Here is a 25,329-nt window from a genome sequence, read left to right as displayed (position 1 = left end):
GTTCTCCTCAGCCACGGACGTCGACGTCGACGAGATCGCTCGGCTCCAGGGTGCTGAGCTGCTCGTCGGTCGGGTCGGCCAGCGCGGTGACACGTCCGGCGTGCTGCTCGGTCATCTGCTGGAAGAGCTTTCGCGCGAACCGGCCGTTGCCGAAGCCCTCGCCGCGGTCGACCGCCGCCAGGTAGTCCCAGAGCGTCGCCCGGGCCTCGTCGGACAACCGGTAGTCGTGTTCCCGGGCCTGGACCTCGACGATCCGCACCAGTTCGTCGGCGGAGTAGTCGTCAAAGGTCAGCGTGCGGGAGAACCGCGACGACAGGCCAGGGTTGGCGGCGATGAAGTGCCGCATGTGCTCCGGGTAGCCGGCGACGATGACCACCACCTCGTCGCGGTGGTCCTCCATGAGCTTCACCAGGGTCGAGATGGCCTCGTACCCGAAGTCGCTGCCCTGCCCGTCCGGCACCAGGGCGTACGCCTCGTCGATGAAGAGCACCCCGCCGAGGGCGCGGCGGAACGCCGCCTGGGTCTTGGGCGCGGTGTGTCCCACGTACTCGCCGACCAGCGTTCCCCGGTCCACCTCCACCAGATGGCCGCTGGTCAGCATGCCGAGCTCGGTGAGGAGCTGGCCGTACAGCCGCGCCACGGTGGTCTTGCCGGTGCCCGGGTTGCCGGCGAAGACCAGGTGCCGGGACATCGGTGGCGGCGACAGCCCGGCCTCGCGGCGGCGCTTGACCATCTGCACCAGCTTGACCATCGTGCCGACGTCCTGCTTGACCCGGGTGAGGCCGACCAGGCCGTCGAGCCTGGTGAGCAGCTGATCGAGGTCGCCCGGCTTCGCCGCACCGCGGTCGGCCCCCGCCACCCCGTTCGCGACCGATCGGAGATCGCGCCCGGCGGCGGGCAGCGCGCGGGTCACCGCGCCGGAGGCGGGGAAGGTCGCGTCGGCGACGTCGGTGCTCCAACAGCCCTCGTACGTCGCGGCCGCATCGTCGGCCCGGCTGACGTCCTCGTCGGCGTGGTGGACGTGGCAGCGTACGAGGGTCGGATCCGCGCCGGAGCCCACGTAGATCGCCGGGTACTCGGTGCCGGACACCTCGCAGTCCACGAACCTGCCGTGTGCCCCGGCGGCGAAGTAGAGCCCGTTCTTCCGGCAGTCCGCCACCCGCAGCCCGCGGACGCTCGGCCGGGCCCCACCCCAGACGGCGAGGCCGCTGCCGCCGGCGCCGGCGACCGTGCACTCCTCCAGCAGCGGCTCGGCCCCCTCGTCCAGGAAGAACCCGGCCGCGCCGCAGCCCGAGACACGGACGTCCTGCACCGTGGGTGCGCCCCCGGCGGCGATCTCGACGCCGGTCTGCGTCACGTCGCGGATGTCGCAGTCCCGCAGCAGCGAGCGGTGCGGGGTGTCCAGGTGCACACCCACCTTGCCGCCGGTGATGGTCAGGCCCTCCAGGACGACGTCCGCGGTGTCGCTGATCTGCACCCCGCGCAACTCCGCGCCCTCCACCGCGCCGCCCCGCACCCGCACCAGCGACCGGTCCACCGCCCGGATGCCGATCTCCGGGGTCACGGCGACTACGCAGCCGGACAGCGCCACCGAGGCGGCACCGAGGACGTGCACGGCCGTGCGACCGGAGCGGCGCAGCTCGCAGTCGCGCAGCAGCACCCGCCCGCCGGAGGCGTACAGGGAGTTGGCGGCGGAGTCGTGGAACCTGGCGCCAGCGGCCCGGACCTCCGCGTCGTCGCAGACGGCCAGCGCGGTCTGCGCGCTGTCGGTGATCCGGATGTCGGTGAGCTCGGCGCGGGACTGGTCGGCGGCGAGGACGCCGGCCACGCCGGCCCGCTCCACCTGGGAGTCGGAGAGCAGCAGCTGGGCGGTGCCGCCGAGCCGGATGCCGGCGCCCTCGGTGCGGCTGACCCGGCAACGTTCCAACCGCACCCCGCCCACGGCGCCCGCCTCACCGGTGCCCGTCTGCGGCACCTTGAGCGGCGGCAGCGGCTGCCACCAGCCCGCCGCGAAGGGGGCGCCGTCGTGCACGTGGACGCCGTCCCCGGCCAGGTCGTGGACCGTGGTGTCCCGCAGGTGCGCCTGCCCGGCCCCGGTCACCTCGACACCGGCCGGCCCCACGTGCCCGATGTCGCAGTGTTCCAGCACCGCCGTCGCGCTGTCGCTGACCCGTACGCCGACGCCCGTGACGGCGTGCAGGACGGCTCGGGACAACTCCACCCGGGCGGCGCCGGAGGCGGCGATTGCGGCGCCGTCCACGCGCTCCAGCCGCAGGTCGTGTGCCGCCAGCTGAGCGCCGTCCCGCGCGGCCAGGCCGACGCCCACGGTGTCGGAGACGGTGCATCGGCGCAACGTCACCGCCGCGCCGCCGCTCACCTCGACCCGCCCACCGGTCACCACCGTCTCGTCCAGCGTGAGCTGACCGGCGGTCACCTCGACGGCGACGGCGTCCGCCCGGGCGCCGCGGACCGTCAGGCCCCGCACCAGCGCGGTCCCGGAGCGCACCGCCAGCGCGGGACCGTCCGGGCAGGCCAGCTCGACGGCGCCGCCGCCGTCCTCGGCCACGATCGTGACCGACCGGTCGAGCACCAGCCGTTCCCGGTAGACGCCGGGCGCCACCGTGATGACCGTGCCCTCCCTGGCGGCCCGGACCGCCGCCCCGATGGACCGGTGCCGGCTCCACGGGCGCGTCGAGACGCGTTCCACCCGTCCGCTCGTGGTGATGCCGGACTCGGCGCTCGCCGCGACGCTGCGGCCCGGGCCGTCACCCACCGCAGTCCACCTTCAGCTGGCCCAGCATCAGCCGGCTGTCGCGGTCGCCGCGGCTGCCCGCGGGATCCAGTCGGACAGCTAGCTCGGTCTGGTTGACGGGAAACGAGCCGACGTCGACCCAGCGGCCGGCCTGGGCGCCGACGTCGACCGTGAAATGGGCGTACGCGACGCTTCCCGCACCGGGCATGACCGAGTAGGCGACGTCGCCGGCCCGGGGGACACCCGGGGCCGCGGCCGGCACGTGCACGAAGATCCGGCACGCCCTAGTGCCCGTGGGTGGCCGGAACCACCAGAGCGCCGACTGTCGGCTCTTCTCGTCCCGCATGGTCCGCAGCGGCGCGGTCGCGTACATGCCGCGGCAGCCGTCCTGCGCCCAGCCGCCGGAGCCCACGGTGCGCCAGTCGCCGTCGCGGCCCTCCGCCGTGAAGCCCCGGTCCGGCGTCGCGGCGCAGTCCCAGCCCGCGACCGCCGCCCACCTGTCGACCCGCGCCGGGGCGGGGGCGACCGCCCTGCCGTCGGGCCGCCTGTCGCCGGGTTTGAGCGGACGGATGAGGTTCCAGAAGACGCCCACCACGATGGCGACGACCGCGACCAGCGCCGTCACGGTCATCAGCGTGGGCCAGCGCACCGTGAGGCGTTCGCTGGCCGGCACCTCGGTCGCGTGCTCGACGAACGCCCGGACGAACTCGTTGCGCTGGGTCAGCTTGGCGGACGGGGCGCCCGGGTCGCGCGGCGGCATCACCACCGGCGGCCCGGAGCGGATGCCGGTCATGACGCGTCGGGACGCTGCTGGGGCGACCTGGCCCCGATCGATGCCTTCGGCAGGGCCACGGTCTCGCCCCGGGTCCCCGGCTCGGCGCTGACCACGGACGCCGGACTGTCGGCCTGCTCGTCGTCCGGGTCGGGCTTCCCGCCGTCCGGCGGCGGCGGATCACCGCCGGCTTGACGGGAGACCGATGGCGCCCGGGGCACGGAGGCCGGCGGCAGGGTGCCGCTGCGCCCCGTCGGTGCGGCGGTCACCGGCCGGGGAGCGTCGTCGTCACCGTCGTCCTCGTCGTCCCCGGTCTCGTCGCGCAACAGCCGGCGGATCCGGAACACGAGCAGCACCGCCGCCGCGAGCGCGACCAGCGCCACGATGGCCAGCAGGGTCGACCGTCCGCCCGAGCCGCCGGAGGTGACCTTTCCGTCCGGCTCCCGGCCCGACGAGGCAGCCTCGGCCTCCTCGGGCAGCACCTTGGTGACCGCGGTGGCGGGACTGATCATGCCCCAGCCGTAGCGGCCGTCGGGCTGCGCGCCGTCGCCCATCTTGTCCGAGGTCACCTGGAGACGACGGGCGACCTGCTCCGGGTTCAGGTCCGGGTACGCGGCCCGGACCAGCGCGACGGTGCCGGCGACGAAGGCGACCGCGTACTGGGTGCCGCTGCCCGCGACGGCGCCGACCCCGGTGATGCCGACGCTGTTGACGTTGACACCCGGGGCGACCACGTCGATGCCCCCACCGCGGTAGTCGGCGGCGCGCTGGCCGTCGACGGCCACGCCACCCACCCGCAGGACACCGGGGCCGATCGCCGCGTCCGGGTTGACCGGCACCGAAGCACGTGACGCGCCGACCACCACGACGACGTCCCGGTCGACCGCCGCCATGATCGCCTTGGCCACCTCGGGCTTGGTCGTGTCGACGAAGTTGCCCAGCGCGATGACGGTCGCGCCGGCTTCGACGGTGGCCTCGATGGCCGCTGCGCCGTCGGCCGGCTGGACCTTGGCGTCGTTGCCCACGACCCGGACCGGCATCACCGTGGCCTCGGGGGCGACGCCCTTGACGCCGTCACCCTTGGTGGACTGCCCGACCACCAGAGCGGCCATGGCGGTGCCCGAGCCGAGGCAGTCGGTGTCGCCGCGGCCGCTGCCGCTGACGATGTCCATGCCGACGGCCACGTGACCACTGAGCGCCGGCAGACTGCCGTCCACACCGGAGTCGATGATCGCCACGAGCTGCCCCTTGCCGCGGCTCTGCGGCCAGGCCTGGTCGGCGGCCAGGCGCAGGCTCGCCCAGTCGGAGCGGCTGCTCGACGCCGCCCTGGTCGCACACTGCCCACCCTTCGCGCGGCGCGGCGCCAGCGCCTTGCTCGGGACCGTGGCGGCACCGGCGACCCGCGCGGGTGAAACGGTGGGTGGGGCCTTGGCGGTCGGTGTCGCCCTGGGCCTGTCGGGCTTCGGTTCGACCGGCGTGGCCGGGGCCTTGTCGGGCAGCACACCGTACCGGACGCCCTCGCCGACGGCGTCCCACGGCAGCACCAGCAGCCAGCCCGCCCGCAACCGGTCCGGGTCCCTGAGGATGCCGCCGTCGGGTTGCCGGCGGCCCGTGTTGAGGTTACGGATCTCGACGGAGCGGGCCCCGTCGTTGAGGAACCGGGCGGCGATGCTGGTGAGGTTCTCCGGCTCTCCCTGGTACGACGACCCGACGGCGTAGAACTTGACGTATTCGTCGGCGGCCGAAGCCGGGGCCGCGGCTCCCACGATCAGAGCCATCATGACGCACACCGCGAGGTAGGCACCGCGTGCCGACCGGGTGATCCCGAACATTCCCACTTCCCTTTGTCGTCGCCCAGGGCGGATCCGCACACAAGACGGCGGATACGGCGCCGTGGTTCACGGCCGGAACGCTTTCTGCGCCGGCGTCGCGATCCCGTCCTGCCACGCCGCCATCCGGCGCACCCGCTGCGAAGGCGGACGTCAGCGCGGGGCCGCGGGCGAGGCCCGGGGGAGATGCACCGTGACCGCCGGAGGGCCGTTCGCCGCGCTGACCGTCACGAAGGCCAGGTCGCCAAGTGCCCCCGGCAGGTCACCGGAGACCTCCTGCACGCCGTCGGTGCCGGTCCACTTCGCGATCTCGCGCGCCTGGCCGTCGAGCGTCACCGCGTACAGCTGGTAGTCCGTGCCCGCGCGCAGGCCGGTGACCGTGACCCGCACCCGCACCCCGCCGTCGGTCTCCGACGCCAACACCGAGGCGGTCGCACCGGTGCGGGGCTCACTCCCGGTCGCCGCGACCGTCACCACCTCCGGCCCGGCCTCGTCGCTCGCCCGCTCCATCACGAAGAGGGCGCCGAAGCCGACGAACAGCACCACCGCGAGCGCAAGACCGGCCCGCATCAGCGCGAGCCGCTGCCGCCGCGGCCGCGGTTGCCGCCCGGGCCCGGCGGGCACCGAACGCCCGCCGGCCGGCCGGACCGCGTCGGCACGGCCGCGGCGGGGAGCGGGCGCCGCCGGCCTGGCGACCGGCGACGCCTCCCCGACAGCGACATCGTCGGTGAGCAGCGCGAGGGCGGCGACGACCTCGCACACCTCGCCGGCCGCCGCCCGGCACTGCGCGCAGTCGCGCAGGTGCCGGTCGACGACGTCACTGTCAGCCGGATCGAGGGCACCCATGTAGTGCGGACCCAGCAGGTCCGTCACATGTTCACCCGGGGCGAGTGGGTCCGGCACGCCGCTCAGCTTCCCGGTCCGCCGCGCCCGGCCGGCATCACTGCTTCACGAATCGCCACTTCTGGTCTCTCTGGTTGTCACGGCGCTCCAACTGTTCGACCCAGTATCCGTTCCAGGTGGTGCCGTTCTCCTTCGGCGGGCCCAGGTCCTCGCCGAGCAGCTCCATCACCTGGCCGGAGTGCCGGTTGGTCATGACCACGTTCCCGCCGCCGACGTCCTCGATCAGCCACTGCTGATTGTGGTCGTTGTCGTCACGCGCGTACACCGCCATCTTCGCGTTCTGCTGCATGGACCGGTCCTCCACGGCCAGCGCCATGTTGTTCCACGCGTTCGCGATGACGACGTGCCGCCTGTCCGGCGCCGGATAGAGCCGCCAGCGCTGGTCCTCGTACCCCTCGTCCTTCCACAGGTGGACCCGGCTGCCGGGCCGCGTGTTCTGGTTGATGCCCGGGAGTTCCACGAGCGACCCGGCCCACGAGCTCACGAGGCGGTACGTGGCGCCTGCCTCGTACGCGAACAGCTTCGGCCCCCGGGGCTTCTCCTCGACGGGCGAGCTGGGCTTCTTCGTGGGCTGGGCGAGCGGGCCCCTGCTCGGCGAGGCCTCGACGCTCGGGCTCGCCGACGGCGTGGGGCTCGGCTTCGCGGCGACCCTGGCCAGCCGGTGGTCCTTCTCGTACTCCGCGACGTGGGCCGGAACCTCGTCGGCCAGTTGGCTGACGTTGACGCGGGGCAACCCGGCCGCGCGCCGCACCGGGTCGATGCCCCACTGGTACGCGCTCAGCGCCAGCCGGTACGGATCCTCGCCGTTGAGCTCGGAGAGCTGCTGCGCCATGTCGCACATGGCGACGCCGAGAGCCGGGATCGCGTCCGCGGGCCGCCACACCGACGTGCCCGTGCCCGGCTGGTACTGCTCCCACATCGCGGACGTGAACTGGGCGACGCCCTGGCGGTCCGACGTTCGCTTGTTCACGTCGAAGCCGGACAGCGTGCGCAACTGTGCCGCGATCCGGGCCGGCGTGATCTGCGGACACATCTTTCCGGCGGTCTGGATCGGCTTCACTAGAGCGTCGGGCACCTTGAGTTCGCCGGCCGCGCCGGTGCCGGCCGGCTGGGCCCTGGCCTTCTCGGAGAACTGCGGCTGCTCGGCGTACCAGGACGCGTACGCCTTCACCTTGTCGACGTGGGGCTTGGCCGCCTTCGGGATGCCGCGGGCGTCGAGCACCGCCTTGATTCCGACCCGCTCCGCCGCGATGGCGGCCGGCCAGAGGTCACCGTCGAGGTCGGCGGCGCGCAGGTGGCCCACGTTCTCACAGGTCCGGTGACCCAACGCGACGATGTTCGCCCGCCGGTCGGCCCGGCTGGCATCGGACGAGGGGCGCCACTTCTCCCACGCGGCCTCGTCGAGGCCGGCGATCGTGTCGGGGCCACCCTTGAAGCCGGACGCCGCCATGATCTGCGCGGCGAGCTTCGGCGGATTGAGGGCGGGGCAGGACAGGGCCGCCTCCACGATGGCGGGCACGTCGCCGTCCGGAACCGCCTCGCCGACCAGCTTGTCCGGGTCGGCGGTGGCGGCCATTTCCAGACCGACTGCCCCGCACGCCACGATGATGCCGACCAGAGCCACGATTTCGACACGCCTACGCGTCGACGACATGAGCCGTCGCCACGGGCGGCGCTGGCCACTTGCGGATGCTTTCATCGACTCACTCTTACGCTCAGTGGTGGTGGAGGGGTCTCGTGCACCTGACGGCCCGGCACCCACCCCGGTTCACGGCTGCTCGGATTTTCTTGGCTCACCCCTGACCGCCTCGCCATTGCCGGTTGGTCGGCGCTGACCCGCGGGACCGAAATCGAAACCACGGCCGACGAGCGCCTCTCGCATGGCCCGCAGCGCATAGAAGGTGCGTGACTTGACGGTGCCGGCCGGGACGTCGAGCGCGTCCGCGGCCTCAGCTACCGACCGTTCCCGGAAGAAGATCTCGACAAGCGTGATACGCAGCCGCTCGGGCAGGGAGTCGAGCGCGGCCCGCACCTCACGCGCGTCGAGCAGACGCTCGAACGCGTCGTCCGGCTGTGCGTGATCATCGATGTAGCCGACCGGCAGCTCGGCCGGCCGGACGTCGGCGGAGCGCATCTGGTCGATCAGGATGCGCTTGGCCACCGTGAACAGCCAGGCGCGGTTCCAGTGCCCCTCGGCGTTGCGCGCCTCCGGATTCCGCCACGCCCGCAGCACCGTTTCCTGCACGATGTCCTCGGCGCGGTGGACGTCACCCCTGGTCAGTCGAGTCAGGAAGCTCAGCAGCACGGGCGCGTGGACCTGCTGAAGGTGCCGCAGTGCGGCGGCCTCTCCCGGCCGGTCCGTGCTCGGAGCCGCACCGTCCGCGGGGGACTCCGCACCGGCCGCCGTACCGCTGGCGCCGCTGACTTCTGGGGAGGGTCGCACGCGGCAAAGACTTACACCGGGATTGCCGATTGTCTACTCACCGACACTCGACGAGGACGGCCAGACCTGCGAAGGCTCGGAGCAGACCGTCGACCATGGAACTGCGTCCGGCGGTGTGGTAGCCGACGAAAGAGTGTGCCGTCACGGGTGGTCGCGCCCGGGCCATGGCGCTCCGGCGATGGGCGCGCCGGTCCGGTCGCCCACGGCTGCGTCGACGAGGGCCACTTGCCCTGCGTGCGCGCCCCCGCGTCGAGCCCAAGGGCGACAGGCGGTGGCGGCTGCTCGGCGCGTCCGCGGGACCGGCTGGCAGCGCGGCCGGTGCGGGCCCACGTGCGGTGTACGGACCGGTTCTGCAGGCATCCGCGGTGTCAAGCGAACGACACGGCGGGTAGTCCCTTGGCGAGCTGATCCAGCACTGGTGACAATCCCCACGCCGACGAGGACCGACGCCGGGAAGAGCCGGCGCCAGCCGCCGGCCGTCGCCTTCTCGCGCGGGGGCGCCCGGCGCTCGGAAGCGGTGACCTCGCCCCGCGCTGCGGTCTCGCCCCGCGCTGCGGCCTTGCCCGGCGCGGTGATTTTGCCCGGCATGGTGGTCTTGCCTAGCGTGGCAGCCTTTCCCCGCGTGGGGCCCGCCGCTCGCGTGAGCGCGAAGGTGATCAGGACGTCATGGACGTTATTCGGCAGTTTTAACGTCCATGGCGTCCTGATCAGCTTTGGCCGGGCCGTGATCTATTGGGGCGTTCGTGGGTCGCGTCCCTGGTCAGGGGACAATTCGGGTCGGGTGCCGCAGTACGTCGTCGGCCGTGAGGTGCAGCACCATTCAGCCCCCAGAGACCCCCTGGCTGCACCCGATGTGTGGGCATGGGCGGCCGGCCCGACTGCCGGGCGACGAGCGCGGGGGCGTGACGGCGGTTAGAGTCAGCGCCGTCAATCCCCGACCGAGGAGCGTTCCGTGTCGATCCAGGCATTTCTCTACGTCATCGCCGTCATCCTGATCGCGCTCGCCGCCCTGCCGCTGCCCACCCGAGGCGTTTCGCTCGCGCTCCTGGGTGCCGCCTGCGCCCTGCTCGCCTACGCCTGGCCCGTGATCACTGCCTGATCGGGATGACCGTGATGGGCGCCTCCGCGACGGACCGGCCGGCGCCGGCGTCCTGCCCCGAGCCGCCGGTGCCACCGTCCTGTCCCGAGCCGCCGGTGCCCTCCTGATCGGGTCGTTCGGCGTCACGCGGCCTCCTCGGTGACGGGGTGAAATGTCTGGTCCTCGGCCGCCACGCACGCGGCCCGTGTGCCAGTATCCGATTTACCCACGGCGATGCAATCGGTGTGGTGGCATTGTTGACAGCCGATGGACGTATCTATCTGATTGGTTCCGTCGTTCATTGTTCGACCTCGCTCCGGCTGGTCGTGCCGATGGAACTGACGCCCGCCCCGGTGCCACCGCTCGTCCACCTCGGGGCGCTCGTCGAGCTCTCAGCGCGCAACCACACCGGCGCCGGTCGCGGCCGGCATCCCACCACGAGTCAACCCCTGGAGGACGAATGCGAATGCTCGCGTGGACCGAACCCTGGCGCCCGCGCCCACGGCTCCTGGCGGCGGCGGTAGCCACGGTGGCGCTGCTGACGGTGGCCGTCGGTGTGCCGGCGTCGGCAGCCGGCCCCTCGACCGTGGTCGGTGCCGCGTCCGGTCGTTGCCTGGATGTGGTGGGCAACTCCAGGACGGCCGGTGCGGGGATCAACATCTACGACTGCAACGGGCAGGCCAACCAGTCGTGGACCCTCACCGCCGCCGGTGAGCTGCGGGTGTACGACGCGACGATGTGCCTGGACGTGGTCGGCGGGGACACCACCTCGCCGGCCGCGGCGCAGATCTACGGCTGCCACGGCGGGGACAACCAGCGCTGGCGGATCAACACCGACGGCACCATCGTCGGCGTGCAGTCGGGCCTGTGCCTGGACGTGACCGGGGCGAAGATCGCCAACGGCACGGTGGTCGGCCTCTGGACCTGCCACGGGCAGGCCAACCAGCGATGGACGACGCCCCTGGGCGGCGCCGACAGCCAACCGCCCTCGGTGCCGGGCAACCCACGGGTGAGCGGCTTGACCTGCGACTCCGTGACGTTCGCGTGGAATGCCTCGACGGACGACGTCGGTGTGGCGTTCTACGACATCTACCACGACGGCCAGTTGATGAGGTCGGTGCCCGGCGGCACGCTCTCCACCCTGCTCACGGTGGTCCCGGGCGCGACGTGGGGCCTGTACGTCAACGCGCGCGACGCCGCCGGCAACGTGTCGCAGGCCAGCGCCACGGTGACCATCACCCCGCCGCAGTGCCAGGCCGACACCGTGCCGCCGACGGCACCGGCACAGCTCACCGCGTCGGCGTCGGGCACCACCGTGACGATGCGCTGGACCGCGTCGACGGACAACGTCGGGGTCCGGGCCTACGACATCTTCCGGGACGGCGTGAAGGCCGGCACGGTCACCGGCGCCCCTCCGTCCACCACCTTCGTCGACAGCGGGCTGGCCGCCAACCGGAGCTACCAGTACCACGTGGTGGCTCGCGACGCACAGGACAACGCCTCGGCGCGTAGCAACACCGTCACGGTGACCACCGGCGCGGCGTGCGGGGGCGCGGTGTGCGCGGTGCGGCAGGTCGCCACCGACACCGACATCCCGTGGGGGCTGGTGACACTGCCGGACGGGACGGTCCTGTACAACCGCCGCGACGCGCACGACATCATCCATCTCAACCCCACCACCGGGGCGAAGACCACCGTGGGCACCGTGCCCAACGTGCAGAGCACCGATGGTGAGGGTGGCCTTCTCGGCCTGGCGATCTCGCCCGGCTTCGCCAGCGACCACTGGCTGTACATCATGCACACCTCGCCGAGCGACAACCGCATCGTCCGGATCAAGATCGAGAACAACCGGCTCGCGACCGCCACCGAGCAGATCCTGGTCAGCGGGATCCGACGCAACAAGTTCCACGACGGCGGTCGCCTGCGCTTCGGCCCGGACGGCAAGCTCTACGCCAGCACCGGGGACGCGCAGAACGGCAACTACGCGCAGGACAGGAACAGCCTCGAGGGCAAGGTCCTGCGACTCGACCCGGACGGCGGCGTTCCCTCGGACAACCCGTTCGGCAACTACGTGTGGAGCTACGGGCACCGCAACCCGCAGGGTCTGGCGTTCGACTCGCAGGGCCGGCTGTGGGAGCAGGAGTTCGGCAACTCGGTCATGGACGAGACCAACCTGATCACCAGGGGCGGCAACTACGGCTGGCCGGCGTGTGAGGGCACCAGCGGCACCTGCGACACACCCGGGTTCATCGCGCCCGCCCGCACGTACCCCACCGCGGAGGGCTCCTGCTCCGGCATCGCCATCGTGCGCGACGCGCTCTACGTGGCCTGCGCGCGGGGCGCCCGGATGTACCGGGCGGTGATCAGCGGCGGAAGCCTGACGAATGTGCAGACCTACTTCAACGGCACCTACGGGCGGCTGCGCACCGTGGAGCCCGCGCCGGGCGGCCTCTGGCTGACCACCACGAACGCCGGTGACAAGGACAGCGTCCCGAACAACAGCAACGAGAAGATCCTGCACGTCACGCTCGGCGGTTAGCCGGGCGGCAGCGGCGGTTCGAACCGACCGACGAGGCGGCTGCCCGCCGGCGGTCCTCCGACGACGTGGGGGCCGCCGGCGGACGCCCGGCCCGGACCACCACCGAGGTCGTCGGGCCGTACCGCGAGGGGGTCCCGGGCTCCTCCGCGCGGGCCTCGCATGCGTCGGCACCGGCCCGGCCGCAGACGCGTCGCCCGGCTGACGGTCGGCGCCGGGGTCATCTCGTCGCTCGCCGGGCAGCGGTGGTGAGCATGTCCCGGCGGATGCGGGGGTGCGAGATCCGGTCGGCGTCGCGAGCACGACCCCGTACCCGGGGGCACCTCGCGTGCCGCAACCGCCGGCCCGGTGCCGGTCGCGCACCACCGGGCCGTGATCGGCGGCCCTCGACGACGGTCCGGCCGGCGGACTGACGGCATCGGGCCGGTCCGGCCTGCCCTGGTGGCTGGCGTCGGACCGGCCCGCTTGCCGCTACCGGGTGAGGTAGCAGGACTTCGGCACGCCGGGCAGCGGGTCGCCGCCGAACGCGGCCGTGGAACACGCGGCGCTGCCGGTGAAGCTGCGGTAGGTGTACCTGCCGCGGGCGCCGTACGCGACGGTCTGCTGCCCGGAGAAGGTGCAGGTCCCGGTCTCGGCGGCGCAGGCGGTGTCGTAGCCGCCGGGGCCGCCGGTGGTGCGCCAGTAGCAGGCCTTCACCGTACGGTCGATCGGGTCGCCGAACGTGGCGTTCGTGCAGGAGATGTCTCCGGTGGCCGTCCGGTAGGCGAACGCGCCGTTGGCGCCGTACGCGACGGGCTGGCCGTTGGCCGCGGCGCAGGTGCCGAACTCCGCCGCGCACTGCGTCCAGCCGCCGGCCGGGCCGCCGCCCGGCGGCAGGTAGCAGGCCTTCGCGGTGTGGTCGAGCGGATCGCCGAACACCTCGTTGGTGCACGCGGTGCCGTCCACGGCGAGCCGGTGGCGGAACGCGCCGTTTGCCCCGTACGCCACGTTGCGGGTGCCGGCGAAACCGCAGGTGCCGTCCTCCGCGGCGCACCGGGTGTAGCCGCTGGGGCCGCCGAGGGGCGCCACGTAGCACGACTTCACCAGGTTGGCGGCGGGGTCGGCGTTGAACGCGGTGCTCGTGCACGCGGTGCCGTCGGTGACCGTCCGGTAGGTGTAGGTGCCGGCCCCGTAGGCCACCACCCGGGTGCCGCTGAACGAGCACTGCGCGTTCTCGGCGGCGCAGCGGGTGAATCCGACGGGGAGGTCGATCCCGGCCGGGGTGGGCGGCGGGTTGCCCAGGCCGGTGGCGGTGAACGTGTAGCTGCCCGGGGTGACGCCGGTCAGGTACACGTACCGGGCGTCCTGGGTGCCGCCGCCGATGCCGGGCCGCGGGTGGAAGGTCCCGTTGCTCCAGACGACGGCGCCGTTGACGAGGACCGTGATGTCGCCGGTCAGCTTCGGGATGCCGACCCGGCCGGTCGTACCCGCCGGGCTGGTGATCTGGGCGGCGAAGGTGCCCGCGGACGGGTTGCGCGACCAGGCGGCGTCGACCGCGCCCTGCGGCATGGTGATGCGCCCCTCGACGCTGGTGAGATCGCCGGGATGGGGCACGAAGCGGTAGTGCCCGATGGTCGGCTCCGGTGCCGTGCCGAGGACGTGGAACGTCAGCGCCGACGTCGGCCCGGTCGACCAGCCGTGCGCCAGGCTCATGAACGACGGGTTGTAGGCGAGCCCGCCGGTGGCGCTGATCCCCTCCCACATCGTGCTCTTCGTGCCGATCGGGCTGTCGAGCATGTGGCCCCACGTACGGCGGATCTGCGCCAGGGCGGTGTCGTCGTCGTTGGCGGTGAAGTGCGCGTGCACCTCCATCGAGCCCGGGAACGGGTGGACGTCGCCACCCCATTCCGGCGTCGTCGCGCCGTACGCGTTCCATCGCTGCGCGAGGCGCCGCACGATGCTGGTGTTCTTGGCCGTCGTGTCGGTGAGGCCGTACCAGACGGCCATGGAGTTGCCGTCCTGCGGATGCACGCTGCTCGTGGGGTTGTCCCGGTACATGCCGGCGGTGGCATCCCAGAGCCGCGAGTTCGCGGCCGCTCTCAGCGCCGCCGCCCGGTTCGCGTACGCGGTCGCCAGCGTGCTGTCCCCCTGGGTCGTCGCGAGCCTGGTCGCACCGACGAGCGTGGCGTACATCAGGGCGTTGGCCTGCAGGTTGAGCCCGCCCTGACCGTTGCGGGCCCAGTCGGCGGTGTTCGTGACGTTCACCAGCCCCGTGCCGTCGGTCTTGGCGGCGATGTAGGTCATGGCGCGGGTGAACCGCGGCCACACGCTGTCGAGCCACGCCTTGTCGGCGGTGTAGTTGTAGTACGTCGCGCTCACGTTCAGGGTCCACAGGTGGTACGTGTCCGAGCCCCACAGGTTGAACGGCGGGCCCGCGTAGGGCAGCTCACCGGAGGCGTTCTGCATGTTGTAGAGGGTGGTCAGGGCGTTGCGGGTGGATTCCATCTCGTTGGTGGACGCGTACGCGGTGGGCGTGGCGATGCCGAGGTCGCCCGGCCACACGTTGCGGTCGCGCTTCGCGGCGTCCGACAGGATCGCGGTGCCGACGCCGGCCACGGCGGCGTTGTTCCACAGCGTCGCCGGGGCGGGCCAGGCCCGGCCCTGATGGGAGGCGATCGTGTTCAGCTGCACGGTGTAGGCGCCGCCGTACCAGATGCGGTTGAGCAGGTCGTCGTTGGAGTAGAAGTAGTTCGCGTAGTCGGCCGGGTTCGCCTTGCCGGGCGCGGCGGTGAAGTTCAGCGAGACCCGGGTCAGGTCGACCCAGCCGGGGGTCCGCAGGAAGACCGTCAGGTAGCGGAAGCCACCGCGCAGGTACTCAGCCGGCATGGTGTAGGTGCCGTTGGCGGGCGCGGCGGCGGTGAGCGCGCCGTCCCCGCGACCCTCGTGGGTGGCGCTGGTGTCGCTGTCGTTGCCGACGAAGAGCGAGGACTCGGTGAACGCCAGCCCGAGTCGCTGGCCGCCGTCGCTCGCCGCACCGAAGGTCAGCGTCGCCAGGCCGCCGACCTCCTTGCCGAAGTCGAGCGTGATGGACGAGTTCGTGCCGGTGAGCCGCGTCGCGAGCCCGGACAGGACGTTCTGCGGGTTGGCGACCGCGCCGGTCGTGCGGTAGATCGCCGTCGGGCGGACCACGCGCGAGGTGGGCGACAGGTTCAGCGCCTCGATCGCTCCGGGGGGCGGCGCCGCCACGACGCGCGCGCGTTGGCCCGCAGTCGCCCGGGCGACCTGGCCCGGAGCCGCGACGGCGGGTAGCAGTGCTGCTGCCAGCGCGGAGCAGATGATGAGGGAAGCGCTCCGGCGGACGGACAATCTGCGCATACCTACTCCCGGGGGTGTGGTGATCGGCGCGTGTCGAGGCAGTCGGATGGTTTGGGGGAGCAGGAGCGCCGCCGCCGTGCGGAGCTGCGACGACGGCCGGCGTGGGAAGCGCCGCGGCGTCGCCGGAGGTGGTGGGGTGTGGCGGCTCCGGGAGTGCGATTGTAACGTTTCAGACTGTGCCGTCGTGGGCCCGCACTTGTCAAGGCGCGGACGGAAATCAGTTAACAAACTTCGGTGTTCATGGCCGTCGACCCCGAGGCGGAACCGGTGGTCGTGGGGGTGGCGGGCGTTAGCGCCCGGGCGAGGACCGCCGACCGCTCCCGGGAACAGCGCCGGCGCGGCAGGCGCGGCACGGCGGCACGCTGCTGACGCCGACGGCCCGCGCCGCCGAGCGCGGGCCGTCGGAGGAGGTCAGATCAAGACCGTGGCGAGGGCGCGGAACGCGTCGGCGGGGAACACCTTGGCGTCGCCGCCGTTGAGCACCTGGACCGCTATCTCGTCCGCGCCGGCCTGGTAGTGCTTCTCCAGCCCGGCGGCGACCTGCTCGGCCGTGCCCCAGGGGATCAGGGCGTCGACGAGGCGGTCGCTGCCCCCCGCAACGAAGTCCTCGTCCGCCCAGCCGAATCGCCGCAGGTTGTTGGCGTAGTTCGGCAGCGCGAGGTACGGGCTCATGTACTGCCGGGCCGTGGCGCGCGCGGTGGTGGCGTCCGGATCGAGGACCACCGCGACCTCGGGCGCGAGCAGCCGGTCGGGGCCGATTACCGCCCGGGCCTCGGCGGTGTGCTCGGCGGGGACGAAGTACGGGTGCGCCCCGGCTGAACGGTCGCGGGAGAGCTGGAGCATCCGCGGGCCGAGCGCGGCCAGGATCCGCCGCTCGGGGGGAAGCCCGGCCGCGTCGAGGCCGTCGAGGTATTCCACCATCTTCGAGTACGGCTTGCGGTAGGCGGTGCCGGTGCCCTCCACCGCCACGGCGTGGCTGGCGCCGAGACCGAGCAGGAACCGGCCGGGATGGGCCCGTTCCGCGTCCTGGACGAACGCCGCCGCCTCGGGGGGCGACGAGTGCCAGATGCTCACAATCCCCGACGCGACCCCGATGCGGCTGGTCCCGTCCAGGATCTCGCGGAAGCGCGGGGCGACGTTCTCCTGGAAGCCGCCCGAGAACCAGAGCCGTGAGTAGCCGAGCTCCTCCAACTCGGTCGCGGCATCGACGGCCGCGGCCTGACTCTCGCTGCCGAGGAAGAAGGGTTGCCATACGCTGACGAGTCGTTGTGCCATACCGGAACACTACGCATCGGTTCCTGTCGGCGCGCGGATCCCGCACCACCGGCGGTGGCCTCGCCGCCCGCGCAGCCCGTCACCCGGGGGCGCGGCCGGCAGCCCGTCACCCGAGGGCGCGGCCCGCAGCCCGTCACCCGGGGGCGCGGCCCGCAGGACGCGCAGCCCGTCACCGCCGGGCTCGGCGCCCGTCCGGGTCCGGATGGCTGTCCGGGGTGTGCCGGTCGGTGCCGGCCCATGAGTGGCGGGTCACGGGCCCGGACGGCTGGTGACGCCGTCCAGGATGGTGGTCAGGTTGTGGTGGAAGGTCTGCTCGGCGTCGAGGTGGGCGCCGTCGACGACGAGCCGGGCGACCGTGGGGTAGCGGCCTGTCTCGAGCATGCGTGTCAGGTAGGGCCCGAGGGCGGCTTGCCAGGCGGGCACGTCGGTGCCGGTTGAGCGGGCGGTGCGACGCTCGGTGATCTCCCCGCGGAGCGCTCCGACGATGAACGCGTTGAGGGCGCCGACAGCCCGCTGGAGGTCGTCGGTGCCGTGGACGCCGGGGGCCCGGCTGAGCGCGGCCGCGGTCGATTCGCCCACCGCGAGCGCGTGCGGCCCCAGGTGTGGCCTGGCGCCCAGCAGGTCGGCGAACCACTCGTGATCGAGAGCGGCCTCGCGGGTCCGGTGAGCGACGGCCAGCACCGCGGCCCGCCACTCGGGGTGCTGGTCGGCCTCGGCGATCCGGGCGTACACGGCGTCGACCATCAGGTCGAGTAGCTCGGATCTGTTGCGCACGTAGTCGTAGAGCCGCATCGGGCCGATGCCGAGTTCCTTGGCGATCTTGCGCACGGACAGCCCGTCGAGGCCGTGCGCGTCGGCGAGCCGGATCGCCGTGGCGGCGATCTTCGCGCGGCTCAGCGGCACCGGCGCCGCCCGCGGCTGAGGCTCGGGCCGTTCCCAGACGGGCAGCGGTGCGCTACCGTACGGCGTATCCATAAGGTACAGCGTACGGTAACGGGGGATGACGATGCGAATGGCGATCGCCGGCGGCGGCCTCGGCGGCCTGACACTGGCCCGGATCCTGCACCTGCAGGGCATCGACGCGGTGGTGTACGAACGCGAGGCAGGCCGGTCCGCCCGAGCGCAGGGCGGATCGCTCGACCTGCACCCGGAGTCCGGGCAGCGGGCCCTGGCCGATGCGGGCCTCGCCGACCGGTTCCGGTCCGAGGCGCGGCCGGAGGGCGAGGAGCATCGCATCCTCGACCCGGCCGGACGCACCCTCGTGCACCACCGGCCACCACCCGGCTCGTTCTCCGGCCGCCCCGAGATCGACCGCAGCGCGCTGCGCGATCTCCTGCTCGACTCGCTGCCTCGTGACACGGTCGCGTGGCGGCACCGGGTCGTGGCGGTGACGCCACGACCCGAGGGAGGCTTCGTGCTGACGCTCGACGGCGGCGACAGCGCCGACTGCGACGTCCTCATCGGCGCGGACGGCGCGCGCTCGGTCGTCCGGTCGCTGCTGACCGACGCGGAACTGTCCTCGGTGGCCACCCTGGTGGAGCTGAGCATCAGCGACGCCGACCGGCGTCACCCGGATCTCGCCGAACTGGTCGGCCCCGGAAATCTGTGGTGCGTCGGCGTGAACCAGATCCTGGCCGCGCAACGTCTCGGTGACGGCAGCATCCGGGTCGGGATCACCCTCCGCGCCGACGGGCGTCACCTGGACGCCTACCGTGGCAAGCGCGCTCTGTTGGACGTGTTCGATGGCTGGGACCCCGGCCTCACCGCGCTCATCGAAGCCGGCGACGCCCCGCCGAAGCCACGCAGGATCGAGGTGATGCCGGCCGGCACCCGCTGGGCCCACCAGCCGGGCGTCACCCTCATCGGTGACGCCGCGCACCTCATGCCGCCGGTCGGCGAGGGCGCCAACCAGGCCATGCTCGACGCCGCCGAACTCGCCGCCGAACTCGCCGGCAGCCGCGCCGACCCCGAGCCGGCGATCCAGGCGTACGAGGAGGCGATGTTCGCCAGGATCCTCCCGATCGCCGAAATGTCCGCGCGCGTGCAGGCGATGATGCTGTCCTGCACCGCAGCCGACGACATCGTCCGGTTCTTCACGCCACAGCCCACCGAGCCGGCGCCCGCGAACTGACGACGCGCGTCACGGCGAGTCATCCGTGCCGGCCCCGGGTCGGCGTGCGGTCAGGGCCGAAGGTCGCGGGTACGCCGCGCCGGCTGCCCACCTGGCCGGTCGTCCTGATCGTTCTCCCCGCGTTCCACGGGCTCGGGCGTTCGCCGGGGAGCCGGTGTCGTCGGCACGCGTGCCGCCGCCGACTGCCGGTCCTGGTGGGTCTTGGTCGCCACCAGCGAGATCAGCAGGATCAGTTCGAAGAAGTTGGTCGCGGCGCCGGTGGGCAACGGGAGCGGCACGGCGCTCGCGACGATCATGAGGGTGGCGCCGATCATGAACCACGGCCAGCGCTGCCTACGGAAGACGATCACCGAGGCGATCAGCTGGACGAGGGCGATCGTCAGCACCATGATCGGGGGGCCGTCGGACTCCGCCGGCGCGTACCGCAGCACGCCGTGTTCGAGGGTCGGCTCCAGGGTCAGCTTCGCGAGCTCGGTGACCAGTTCGATGGTCACCAGGGCGAGGGTGAGCAGCACGGCCCCGGCCGCCGCGATCCGGGTGCCCGCCCAGCGCACGCCCGCGCGCCGGACCGCGTCCCACGCGAAGATCGTCAGCAGCGGGGTGAGCAGCGCGTGCGACCAGAAACGGACCAGGTTGAGGTTCTCCAGCAGGGGCCCCTCCCCGATGAGGGTGCCCAGCGCGATCAGGCCGTTGTCGTAGAGCAGCCCGGCGACCACCGGTAGCAGCACGACGGAGGGAGTGGCGAAGGCGTGGCGCGTGCCGAGCCGGATCAGCCAGGCGAGCAGAACGACGTAGGCGAGCGCGTAGAACACGAAGAGGGCGACGTCCATCCGGGCGCTGCTCCAATCATCGGGTGGCGATGCGCCCAGGGTGCCATCGCCACCCGACGATTGGTAGGGCGGGTTTTCGCGCGGGTCCCGTGCGGGGCCGCACCCGGTGTCACCGCTGGTCGGTGTCGCCGATCGCGCCGGGCCCGCCCACAGCGGCAGCCCGTGTCGCGACTCAGCGTTGCAGGGTCAGCAGGCCCGGTCGGTAGGGCAGGAGGCCGTAGTCGCCGCCGGAGTTGGGGGAGCGCCCCTGGTAGAGCAGCCGCAGGTCGCAGGGGTCGACGGTCATGCTCTGGTCGGCGTTGCGGCGGATCAGCTCGCCGTGGCTGATGTCGTTGGTCCAGGTGGCGCCACTGTTGGCCCTGCCGGCGAAGGGGTTGCTCTCGGTGGCGGCCTGCGGTGTCCACGTGCCGCCCAGGCTGGTGGCCGTGAACGAGCGGAAGTAGCGACCCTGCGCGCCGATCGCCTCGACGAGCATGAGGTACCGGTTCTGGCCCTGGAGCCGGTATACCTGAACCGCTTCGAACAGGTTGTTCGTCGTGTCGCTCATGATGGTCGTGTAGGTCGAGCCGAAACTGCCCGGGAAGTTCCCGATGGGCATGCTGGCCCGGTAGATCTTGCCGTTGTCCCCGGCGAAGAACAGGTACATGTTCGTGTCGTCACCGATGATCGCCTGGTCGATCGGCCCCGTACCGGAGCCGGAGATGCTGCCGGTGAAGAGCGCCTGCTCCGACGACCACGAGTTGACGTTGGTGGGGTCGGTCGACGTCCGGTAGGAGAAGGCGGTCCCACCCCACTGATAGGCGAGGACCCAGATGTTCCTCGGCGCGAAGTAGAACAGGCTGGGCGCCACAGCGGCGAAGGGCATCGTGTTCTGGCTGGCCGAGCCCATCTCGGACCAGTTCGAGAAGAGCCCGAAGTTCATCGATCCCCACCTCGTGCCCGTGTCGTGCGTCGTCGCGTAGACGAGCTGCCGGCCGTTGTAGGGGGCGTGGGTGAAGTCCTTGAGCGAGACCCACCCCGACTTCGGGTTCGCCAGTTGGCCGGTCGAGTTCCAGCGGTACGTCGACGGCAACGCGCAGGTGCCGGGCGGTGGGGTCGTCGGCGGTGGAGTGGTCGGGTCGCCCCCGCCGCCGACGCGGACGAGCTGCCACTGCTGGTTGTTGCCGTTCCAGTCGTCGTACTGCACGATGTTGCCGCCGTCGGCGGTCGAGCCGCCCTGCACCTCCACCACCTTGTTGCTGTTGCGGTTGATCAACCGGACGTGGCCGTCGGCGGAGTCGGCCAGCCGGAACTGCTGGTTGGTGCCGTTACCGTCGGTCCACTGCACGATGCTGGCGCCGTTGGCGGTGGAGTAGTTGAAGACGTCGAGCACCTTGCCCGAGTGGCGCGATTTCAACCGGTAGTAGCCGCCGCCGGAGTCCACGAACTGCCACTGTTGCTGGTTGCCGTCGTTCCGGGCCCACTGGGTGATCCGTGCGCCGTCGTTCGTGGCGAGGTTGTAGACGTCGAGGGCCTTGCCGCTGTTGCGGTTGACCAGCACGTACCACGCGCTCGTGTCCACCGTCGCGGCGGCGGCGGGTGTCGACGCCACCGCCGTGACGGCAGCACCGGCCAGCATCGCCGCCGCGCCGGCGGCGACGACCCGTGGCAGCCACCCTCGTCGCCGCGTCGGCGGCGCTGTCGATGGAGATGTACCTGAGGCAGACATGTTTCTCCTTTGCTGGCCGAGAGCCGAACGCTCTACCCGAAGTGGGGCGCAGCGCGACGCGGTGGCCGGGCGCAGGCGTCGACGGGACGCCCGCATGCCCGGCGCACGGCGGATCCGAGGTTGACGAAGCGGGCTCGCCCGGTAAGCCACAGGCGTCGTCGTCCCTGGCCATCGACTGTGAGCGATAACATCGCGTACGTCAAGTCGGGACGTTCCCGCCGCCCGCCGGTTGGCGCGCCCCGTTCGCGGGCGGCCCGCCGGTGGCGCTCCGAGCGGTGCGCCTTCCCGTGCTCGAGCCGGGGACGCCCGACGCGGGTTGCGGCGCGCGAGCGGTGCCATCGGTGCGGGGAGCCGTCCGGGCGCTCGATTTTCGAAGCCGGGCGAGGTGAATCGCCTCGTACCAGCCGGCCGACACCCGCAAGGTCATCGATATGCGTGCATCGTCGGGGCTTGCCGGCGCAATCATTTCGTTCGATACTCGAAATGCTCGCAGGGTCAGGCGGGGCGAGGGCGACGGGCGGTCCCCGGCTCAGCCTCCTGCGGATCCAGCTCAGGTGGCGCGGGATCGACGGGGTCGCTCGCGTGGGCGTCAGGCGGTACCTGACGTTAGCGCTAACAGCACTGGGTGCAACGCTGCCTCGGCCGGTTTCCTGAGCAGGCCGCGCCGGGCGCGCCCGCCTGCGCGCCTCGAAGTGCCGCCGGGGGTCCACAAGGTTCGAGGTTCCGCTCGGCCGCAACCGGTGCGGGCACCGCCGTCGACCCGACTGGCTCTAGCATCGTCGGTATGGCAACGCGGCTCGTGCAGATCAACCTGAAGGCCCGGGACGACTCCGCGCTGGGCGGTTTCTGGGCGGAGGTGCTCGGCTGGGGAGTCTCCAGCGAGGGACCGGGCGTGACCAACCTCGAACCCGAGGGCTTCGTCTACCCCGACCCCGTCGCTGTCTGCATCGACCTCGTCGTCTCCCCGGAACCCAAGACGGTGAAGAACCGCGTGCACGTCGACCTCGCCACCACCTCGGCGGCCCATCAGGCGGAGGTGGTCACGCGCCTGCGGGACCTCGGCGCGACACCTGCCGACGTGGGCCAGGGCGACGTCCCCTGGACGGTCATGGCCGACCCGGAGGGCAACGAGTTCTGCGTGCTGGATCCCCGACCGCTCCACCGGGACACCGGGCCGATCGCCGCGGTGGTGGTCGACTGCGCGGATCCGCGCGCCATGGCCCGCTTCTGGGGCGAGGCCATGGACTGGGCCGTGCACGAGGTGAGCGACCACACGGCGGTCCTGCGCTCCGCCAGGGGCGTCGGCCCGTACCTGCGGTTCCTCCGCACACCCGACGTGAAGACCGGGTGGAACCGCGTCCATCTCGACGTCCGCCCCTACCCCGGCGACGACCCGGCAGCCGAGGCGGCCAGGCTGCGCGCGCTCGGCGCCACCGCCGTCGACCTGGACCCGGACGTCGCGTGGACCGTCCTCGCGGACCCGGAGGGCAACGAGTTCTGCCTTCTCGCCCCGAGCTGACCCGAGCCCGCGCCCGCGCCAACCGTCCACCACGGCCTCCGGCCGCGCCGTCGCCAGGTCGCCCGCCGGCCGTCGCCACGGCGCCCGGCCGGGCCGTCGCCACCGCGCTCGACGCGTACCTCACCAGCCGCGCCGGATCCGTCGTGCCCCGGCGGATCGGCCGGGCACTATCGTGCTGACCGTGCACATCAGTTTCGACGTCCCAGCCGATCCCGCCTACCCGGGCCGCGTGGCCGCTGCCCTCAGCGGTGTTCGACTGCGCAGGTACGGCTACATCGGCGCGGTGCTGGCGGCGGTCGGAGCGCTCGGTCTCGCCGTCTCGCTCGGGTTCTCGTGGGGCGATCAGGTCTCGTCGCTGTGCATGGCGATGGTCATGGGTGGCCTGCTGTCGATGCTGTACTCACCGTGGGTGCGGTTGCGCGCCCGGCGTCGCTCCGGTCGCTACGCTGTCGAGGGCGGCTACGACATCACGGCCGACAACATCATGATGCGCAGCGGGTCGGAGTCCGGCGGCATCGCCTGGGACGGGGTCACCCAGGTAGGGGACACCCCCGAGTTCTGGATCGTGTACGTCGACCGGATGCCGGCGACCGTGATCCCACGCCGCCTGATGTCCGGCGAGGACGCCGCGACGTTGCGAGCCTTCATGGCCGAACGCGGGTTGCTCCAGCCTCGGTGAGATCGATCCCGGCCGACCCGGCCCACCGAGCGGTGCCCGCGCCCTCGCGGGTGCCAGCACCGCTCGGGACGTTCAGCTGATGGTGGCCAGCAGGTCACGGCAGGCCCGCTCGCAGGCGCGGCACGCGTCGGCGCAGATCCGGCAGTGTTCGTGCATGTCGGCGTGCCCGGCGCACTCGTCCCCGCACGACTTGCACGCCGTGGCGCACGCCTCCAGCAGGGCGCGGCTGATGTTCGCGTCGTAGCCGGTGTGGCGGGAAAGCACCCGGGCGGTGGTGGCGCAGATGTCGGCGCAGTCCAGGTCCGTCCGGATGCACTTGGTCAGCTCGGCGACCATGTCCTCGCTGAGGCAGGCGTCCGCGCACGCGGTGCAGGCCTGGGCGCAGTCGTTGAGGGCGTCGATCGCCGCTGCCAGCTTCGCGCGGTCCAGATTGATCGACTTCGGGTACGTCTTGAGCATGGGCATCGTGGTGCTCGGCATCAGGGAATCCTCTCCGTCGGCTGCCTTGGCCCTACCCGAAGCTGTCGGGGACACACCTCCCGGGCACCGGCGGAACGGCGTGCGGCTCCGCGGGGACGGTCCACCTCGCCCACCCGGGCACGGCACCGTCAGGTCCGGGACGCCCCCGTGGCGCGGTCGACCAGGGCCTGGGCCACGTCGCGGACCTTGCGGTTGGAGTCCTGCGAGATCTTCGCCAGGATCTGGAACGCCTCGCTCGGAGTGCAGCGGCGCTCGGCCATGACGATGCCCTTGGCCTGCTCGATGACCGCCCGGTTGGCCATCGCCTCCTGCATCTGCCGGGCCAGCGTGGCGGTGCTGTCGTAGAGCTGCGCGTTGGCCAGGGCGACCGCGGCGTACGCGGCGAACGTCCGCAGCACCGCCACCGCGTCGTCGTCGAAGGCGTGCGGTGTGGGCGCGTACACGTTGAGCGCGCCGACGACGGCCTCCTGGATGGGCAGGCCGACCGAGACCGAACTGCCGACTCCGGCCTTGCGGCCCTGTGCGGCCCAGTCCGGCCAGCGGTCCTCCGCGCCGAGGTCGGGCACGGTCAGGATGTCGCCGCTGGTGGCGGCGTCCAGGCACGGGCCACCCCCCTCGGTGTACTGCCGCTCGTCCATGCTGCGGGACAGGTCGTCGGTGAACGCGGCCGTGTGCCCCGTCCCGCCGCGTACCAACGTGACCGACACCTCCACCGGGACGGGCAGGACGCGTTTGGCCAGCTCGGCGACGCGTTGCAGGACGTCGTCGAGGCCGACCTCGCCGAGCTTTATGCGGCCGAGCTCGGCGAAGGCGTCAGCGGGGTCGGTGGGCGGGTGGGTCATCGAGCTGATCCTCACGGCCGGCGCCTGCCCGTTCAAAACTCGAGGTCGGCGCGGGCACGCGAGTGGCAGCCCGCGCACGCGGACCGCTGAACGGGCCCACCATCGGCGGAGCCGGGACCCACGCCGCTTGCTCGACGCCGGTTCGCTACACCCGGTCCTGCGGGTGCGGGCTACAGTTCCGCCAATGTACACGCTCCG

18 protein-coding genes are annotated in these 25,329 nt (G+C 72.4%); 5 read left to right on the top strand and 13 right to left on the bottom strand.

The genetic code is table 11. The features are described 5' to 3' along the window. Positions 1-7 precede the first annotated feature (7 nt). The 6 genes from ACQ452_RS17720 to ACQ452_RS17695 all read right to left on the bottom strand — a co-directional run bounded on the left by ACQ452_RS17720 (position 8) and on the right by ACQ452_RS17695 (position 8,561). On the bottom strand, positions 8-2,773 hold the full coding sequence (locus tag ACQ452_RS17720) for a right-handed parallel beta-helix repeat-containing protein (protein ID WP_433385971.1): 2,766 nt from the start codon (positions 2,771-2,773) through the stop codon (positions 8-10). After that, complete coding sequence (locus tag ACQ452_RS17715; RefSeq protein WP_433385968.1) at positions 2,766-3,545, bottom strand: hypothetical protein; 780 nt, start codon at positions 3,543-3,545, stop codon at positions 2,766-2,768. The genes ACQ452_RS17720 and ACQ452_RS17715 overlap by 8 nt, the downstream gene beginning before the upstream one ends. Next, complete coding sequence (locus tag ACQ452_RS17710) at positions 3,542-5,356, bottom strand: S8 family serine peptidase (protein ID WP_433385966.1); 1,815 nt, start codon at positions 5,354-5,356, stop codon at positions 3,542-3,544. Before ACQ452_RS17710 ends, ACQ452_RS17715 begins: the two co-directional genes overlap by 4 nt. A gap of 150 nt (positions 5,357-5,506) precedes the next feature. Further along, a complete protein-coding gene (locus ACQ452_RS17705; protein WP_433385963.1) occupies positions 5,507-6,256 on the bottom strand; it encodes a zf-HC2 domain-containing protein in 750 nt (249 codons plus the stop codon). Between the two features lie 37 nt (positions 6,257-6,293). Further along, the gene (locus tag ACQ452_RS17700) at positions 6,294-7,880 is read right to left on the bottom strand and encodes an RICIN domain-containing protein (RefSeq protein ID WP_433385961.1); all 1,587 of its coding nucleotides are present in this window, start codon (positions 7,878-7,880) and stop codon (positions 6,294-6,296) included. Positions 7,881-8,024: 144 nt separating this feature from the next. Next, positions 8,025-8,561, bottom strand: coding sequence for a sigma-70 family RNA polymerase sigma factor (locus ACQ452_RS17695; protein ID WP_433385958.1), 537 nt, complete (start codon positions 8,559-8,561; stop codon positions 8,025-8,027). Between the two features lie 1,090 nt (positions 8,562-9,651). On the opposite strand from ACQ452_RS17695, the gene ACQ452_RS17690 reads away from it, so the two are divergent. Next, positions 9,652-9,798 carry a hypothetical protein gene (locus ACQ452_RS17690; protein WP_433385955.1) on the top strand — a complete coding sequence of 49 codons (147 nt, stop codon included), beginning with the start codon at positions 9,652-9,654 and terminating at the stop codon, positions 9,796-9,798. A gap of 445 nt (positions 9,799-10,243) precedes the next feature. Next, positions 10,244-12,316, top strand: coding sequence for a PQQ-dependent sugar dehydrogenase (locus ACQ452_RS17685; RefSeq protein WP_433385952.1), 2,073 nt, complete (start codon positions 10,244-10,246; stop codon positions 12,314-12,316). Positions 12,317-12,784: 468 nt separating this feature from the next. On the opposite strand, the gene ACQ452_RS17680 is transcribed toward ACQ452_RS17685, so the two are convergent. The 3 genes from ACQ452_RS17680 to ACQ452_RS17670 form a co-directional block, all read right to left on the bottom strand. Next, the gene (locus ACQ452_RS17680) at positions 12,785-15,667 is read right to left on the bottom strand and encodes an alpha-L-rhamnosidase C-terminal domain-containing protein (protein ID WP_433385949.1); all 2,883 of its coding nucleotides are present in this window, start codon (positions 15,665-15,667) and stop codon (positions 12,785-12,787) included. A 411-nt stretch (positions 15,668-16,078) separates the two neighbouring features. Beyond that, the gene (locus ACQ452_RS17675; protein ID WP_433385946.1) at positions 16,079-16,942 is read right to left on the bottom strand and encodes an LLM class F420-dependent oxidoreductase; all 864 of its coding nucleotides are present in this window, start codon (positions 16,940-16,942) and stop codon (positions 16,079-16,081) included. Between the two features lie 249 nt (positions 16,943-17,191). Next, on the bottom strand, positions 17,192-17,917 hold the full coding sequence (locus ACQ452_RS17670; protein WP_433385943.1) for a TetR/AcrR family transcriptional regulator: 726 nt from the start codon (positions 17,915-17,917) through the stop codon (positions 17,192-17,194). A gap of 25 nt (positions 17,918-17,942) precedes the next feature. On the opposite strand from ACQ452_RS17670, the gene ACQ452_RS17665 reads away from it, so the two are divergent. Beyond that, complete coding sequence (locus tag ACQ452_RS17665) at positions 17,943-19,073, top strand: FAD-dependent oxidoreductase (RefSeq protein WP_433385940.1); 1,131 nt, start codon at positions 17,943-17,945, stop codon at positions 19,071-19,073. A 50-nt stretch (positions 19,074-19,123) separates the two neighbouring features. On the opposite strand, the gene ACQ452_RS17660 is transcribed toward ACQ452_RS17665, so the two are convergent. After that, a complete protein-coding gene (locus ACQ452_RS17660; RefSeq protein WP_433385937.1) occupies positions 19,124-19,903 on the bottom strand; it encodes a hypothetical protein in 780 nt (259 codons plus the stop codon). Positions 19,904-20,075: 172 nt separating this feature from the next. Further along, complete coding sequence (locus ACQ452_RS17655) at positions 20,076-21,611, bottom strand: non-reducing end alpha-L-arabinofuranosidase family hydrolase (RefSeq protein WP_433385935.1); 1,536 nt, start codon at positions 21,609-21,611, stop codon at positions 20,076-20,078. Positions 21,612-22,395: 784 nt separating this feature from the next. On the opposite strand from ACQ452_RS17655, the gene ACQ452_RS17650 reads away from it, so the two are divergent. Together ACQ452_RS17650 and ACQ452_RS17645 are read left to right on the top strand one after the other, a co-directional pair. Then, the gene (locus ACQ452_RS17650; RefSeq protein WP_433385932.1) at positions 22,396-23,130 is read left to right on the top strand and encodes a VOC family protein; all 735 of its coding nucleotides are present in this window, start codon (positions 22,396-22,398) and stop codon (positions 23,128-23,130) included. A 181-nt stretch (positions 23,131-23,311) separates the two neighbouring features. Next, complete coding sequence (locus tag ACQ452_RS17645) at positions 23,312-23,809, top strand: YcxB family protein (RefSeq protein ID WP_433385929.1); 498 nt, start codon at positions 23,312-23,314, stop codon at positions 23,807-23,809. Between the two features lie 72 nt (positions 23,810-23,881). Here ACQ452_RS17645 and ACQ452_RS17640 read toward each other — a convergent pair whose 3' ends face one another. Beyond that, the gene (locus tag ACQ452_RS17640; protein WP_433385926.1) at positions 23,882-24,289 is read right to left on the bottom strand and encodes a four-helix bundle copper-binding protein; all 408 of its coding nucleotides are present in this window, start codon (positions 24,287-24,289) and stop codon (positions 23,882-23,884) included. Between the two features lie 128 nt (positions 24,290-24,417). Then, the gene (locus ACQ452_RS17635; RefSeq protein ID WP_433385923.1) at positions 24,418-25,131 is read right to left on the bottom strand and encodes a GAF and ANTAR domain-containing protein; all 714 of its coding nucleotides are present in this window, start codon (positions 25,129-25,131) and stop codon (positions 24,418-24,420) included. Between the last annotated feature and the right edge of the window lie 198 nt (positions 25,132-25,329).

Source organism: Micromonospora sp. KLBMP9576, assembly GCF_050941805.1.
Classification (GTDB): domain Bacteria; phylum Actinomycetota; class Actinomycetes; order Mycobacteriales; family Micromonosporaceae; genus Micromonospora.
The sequence above is the reverse complement of the archived record's forward strand: the minus strand, read 5'-3'. Positions and strand labels throughout refer to the sequence as shown.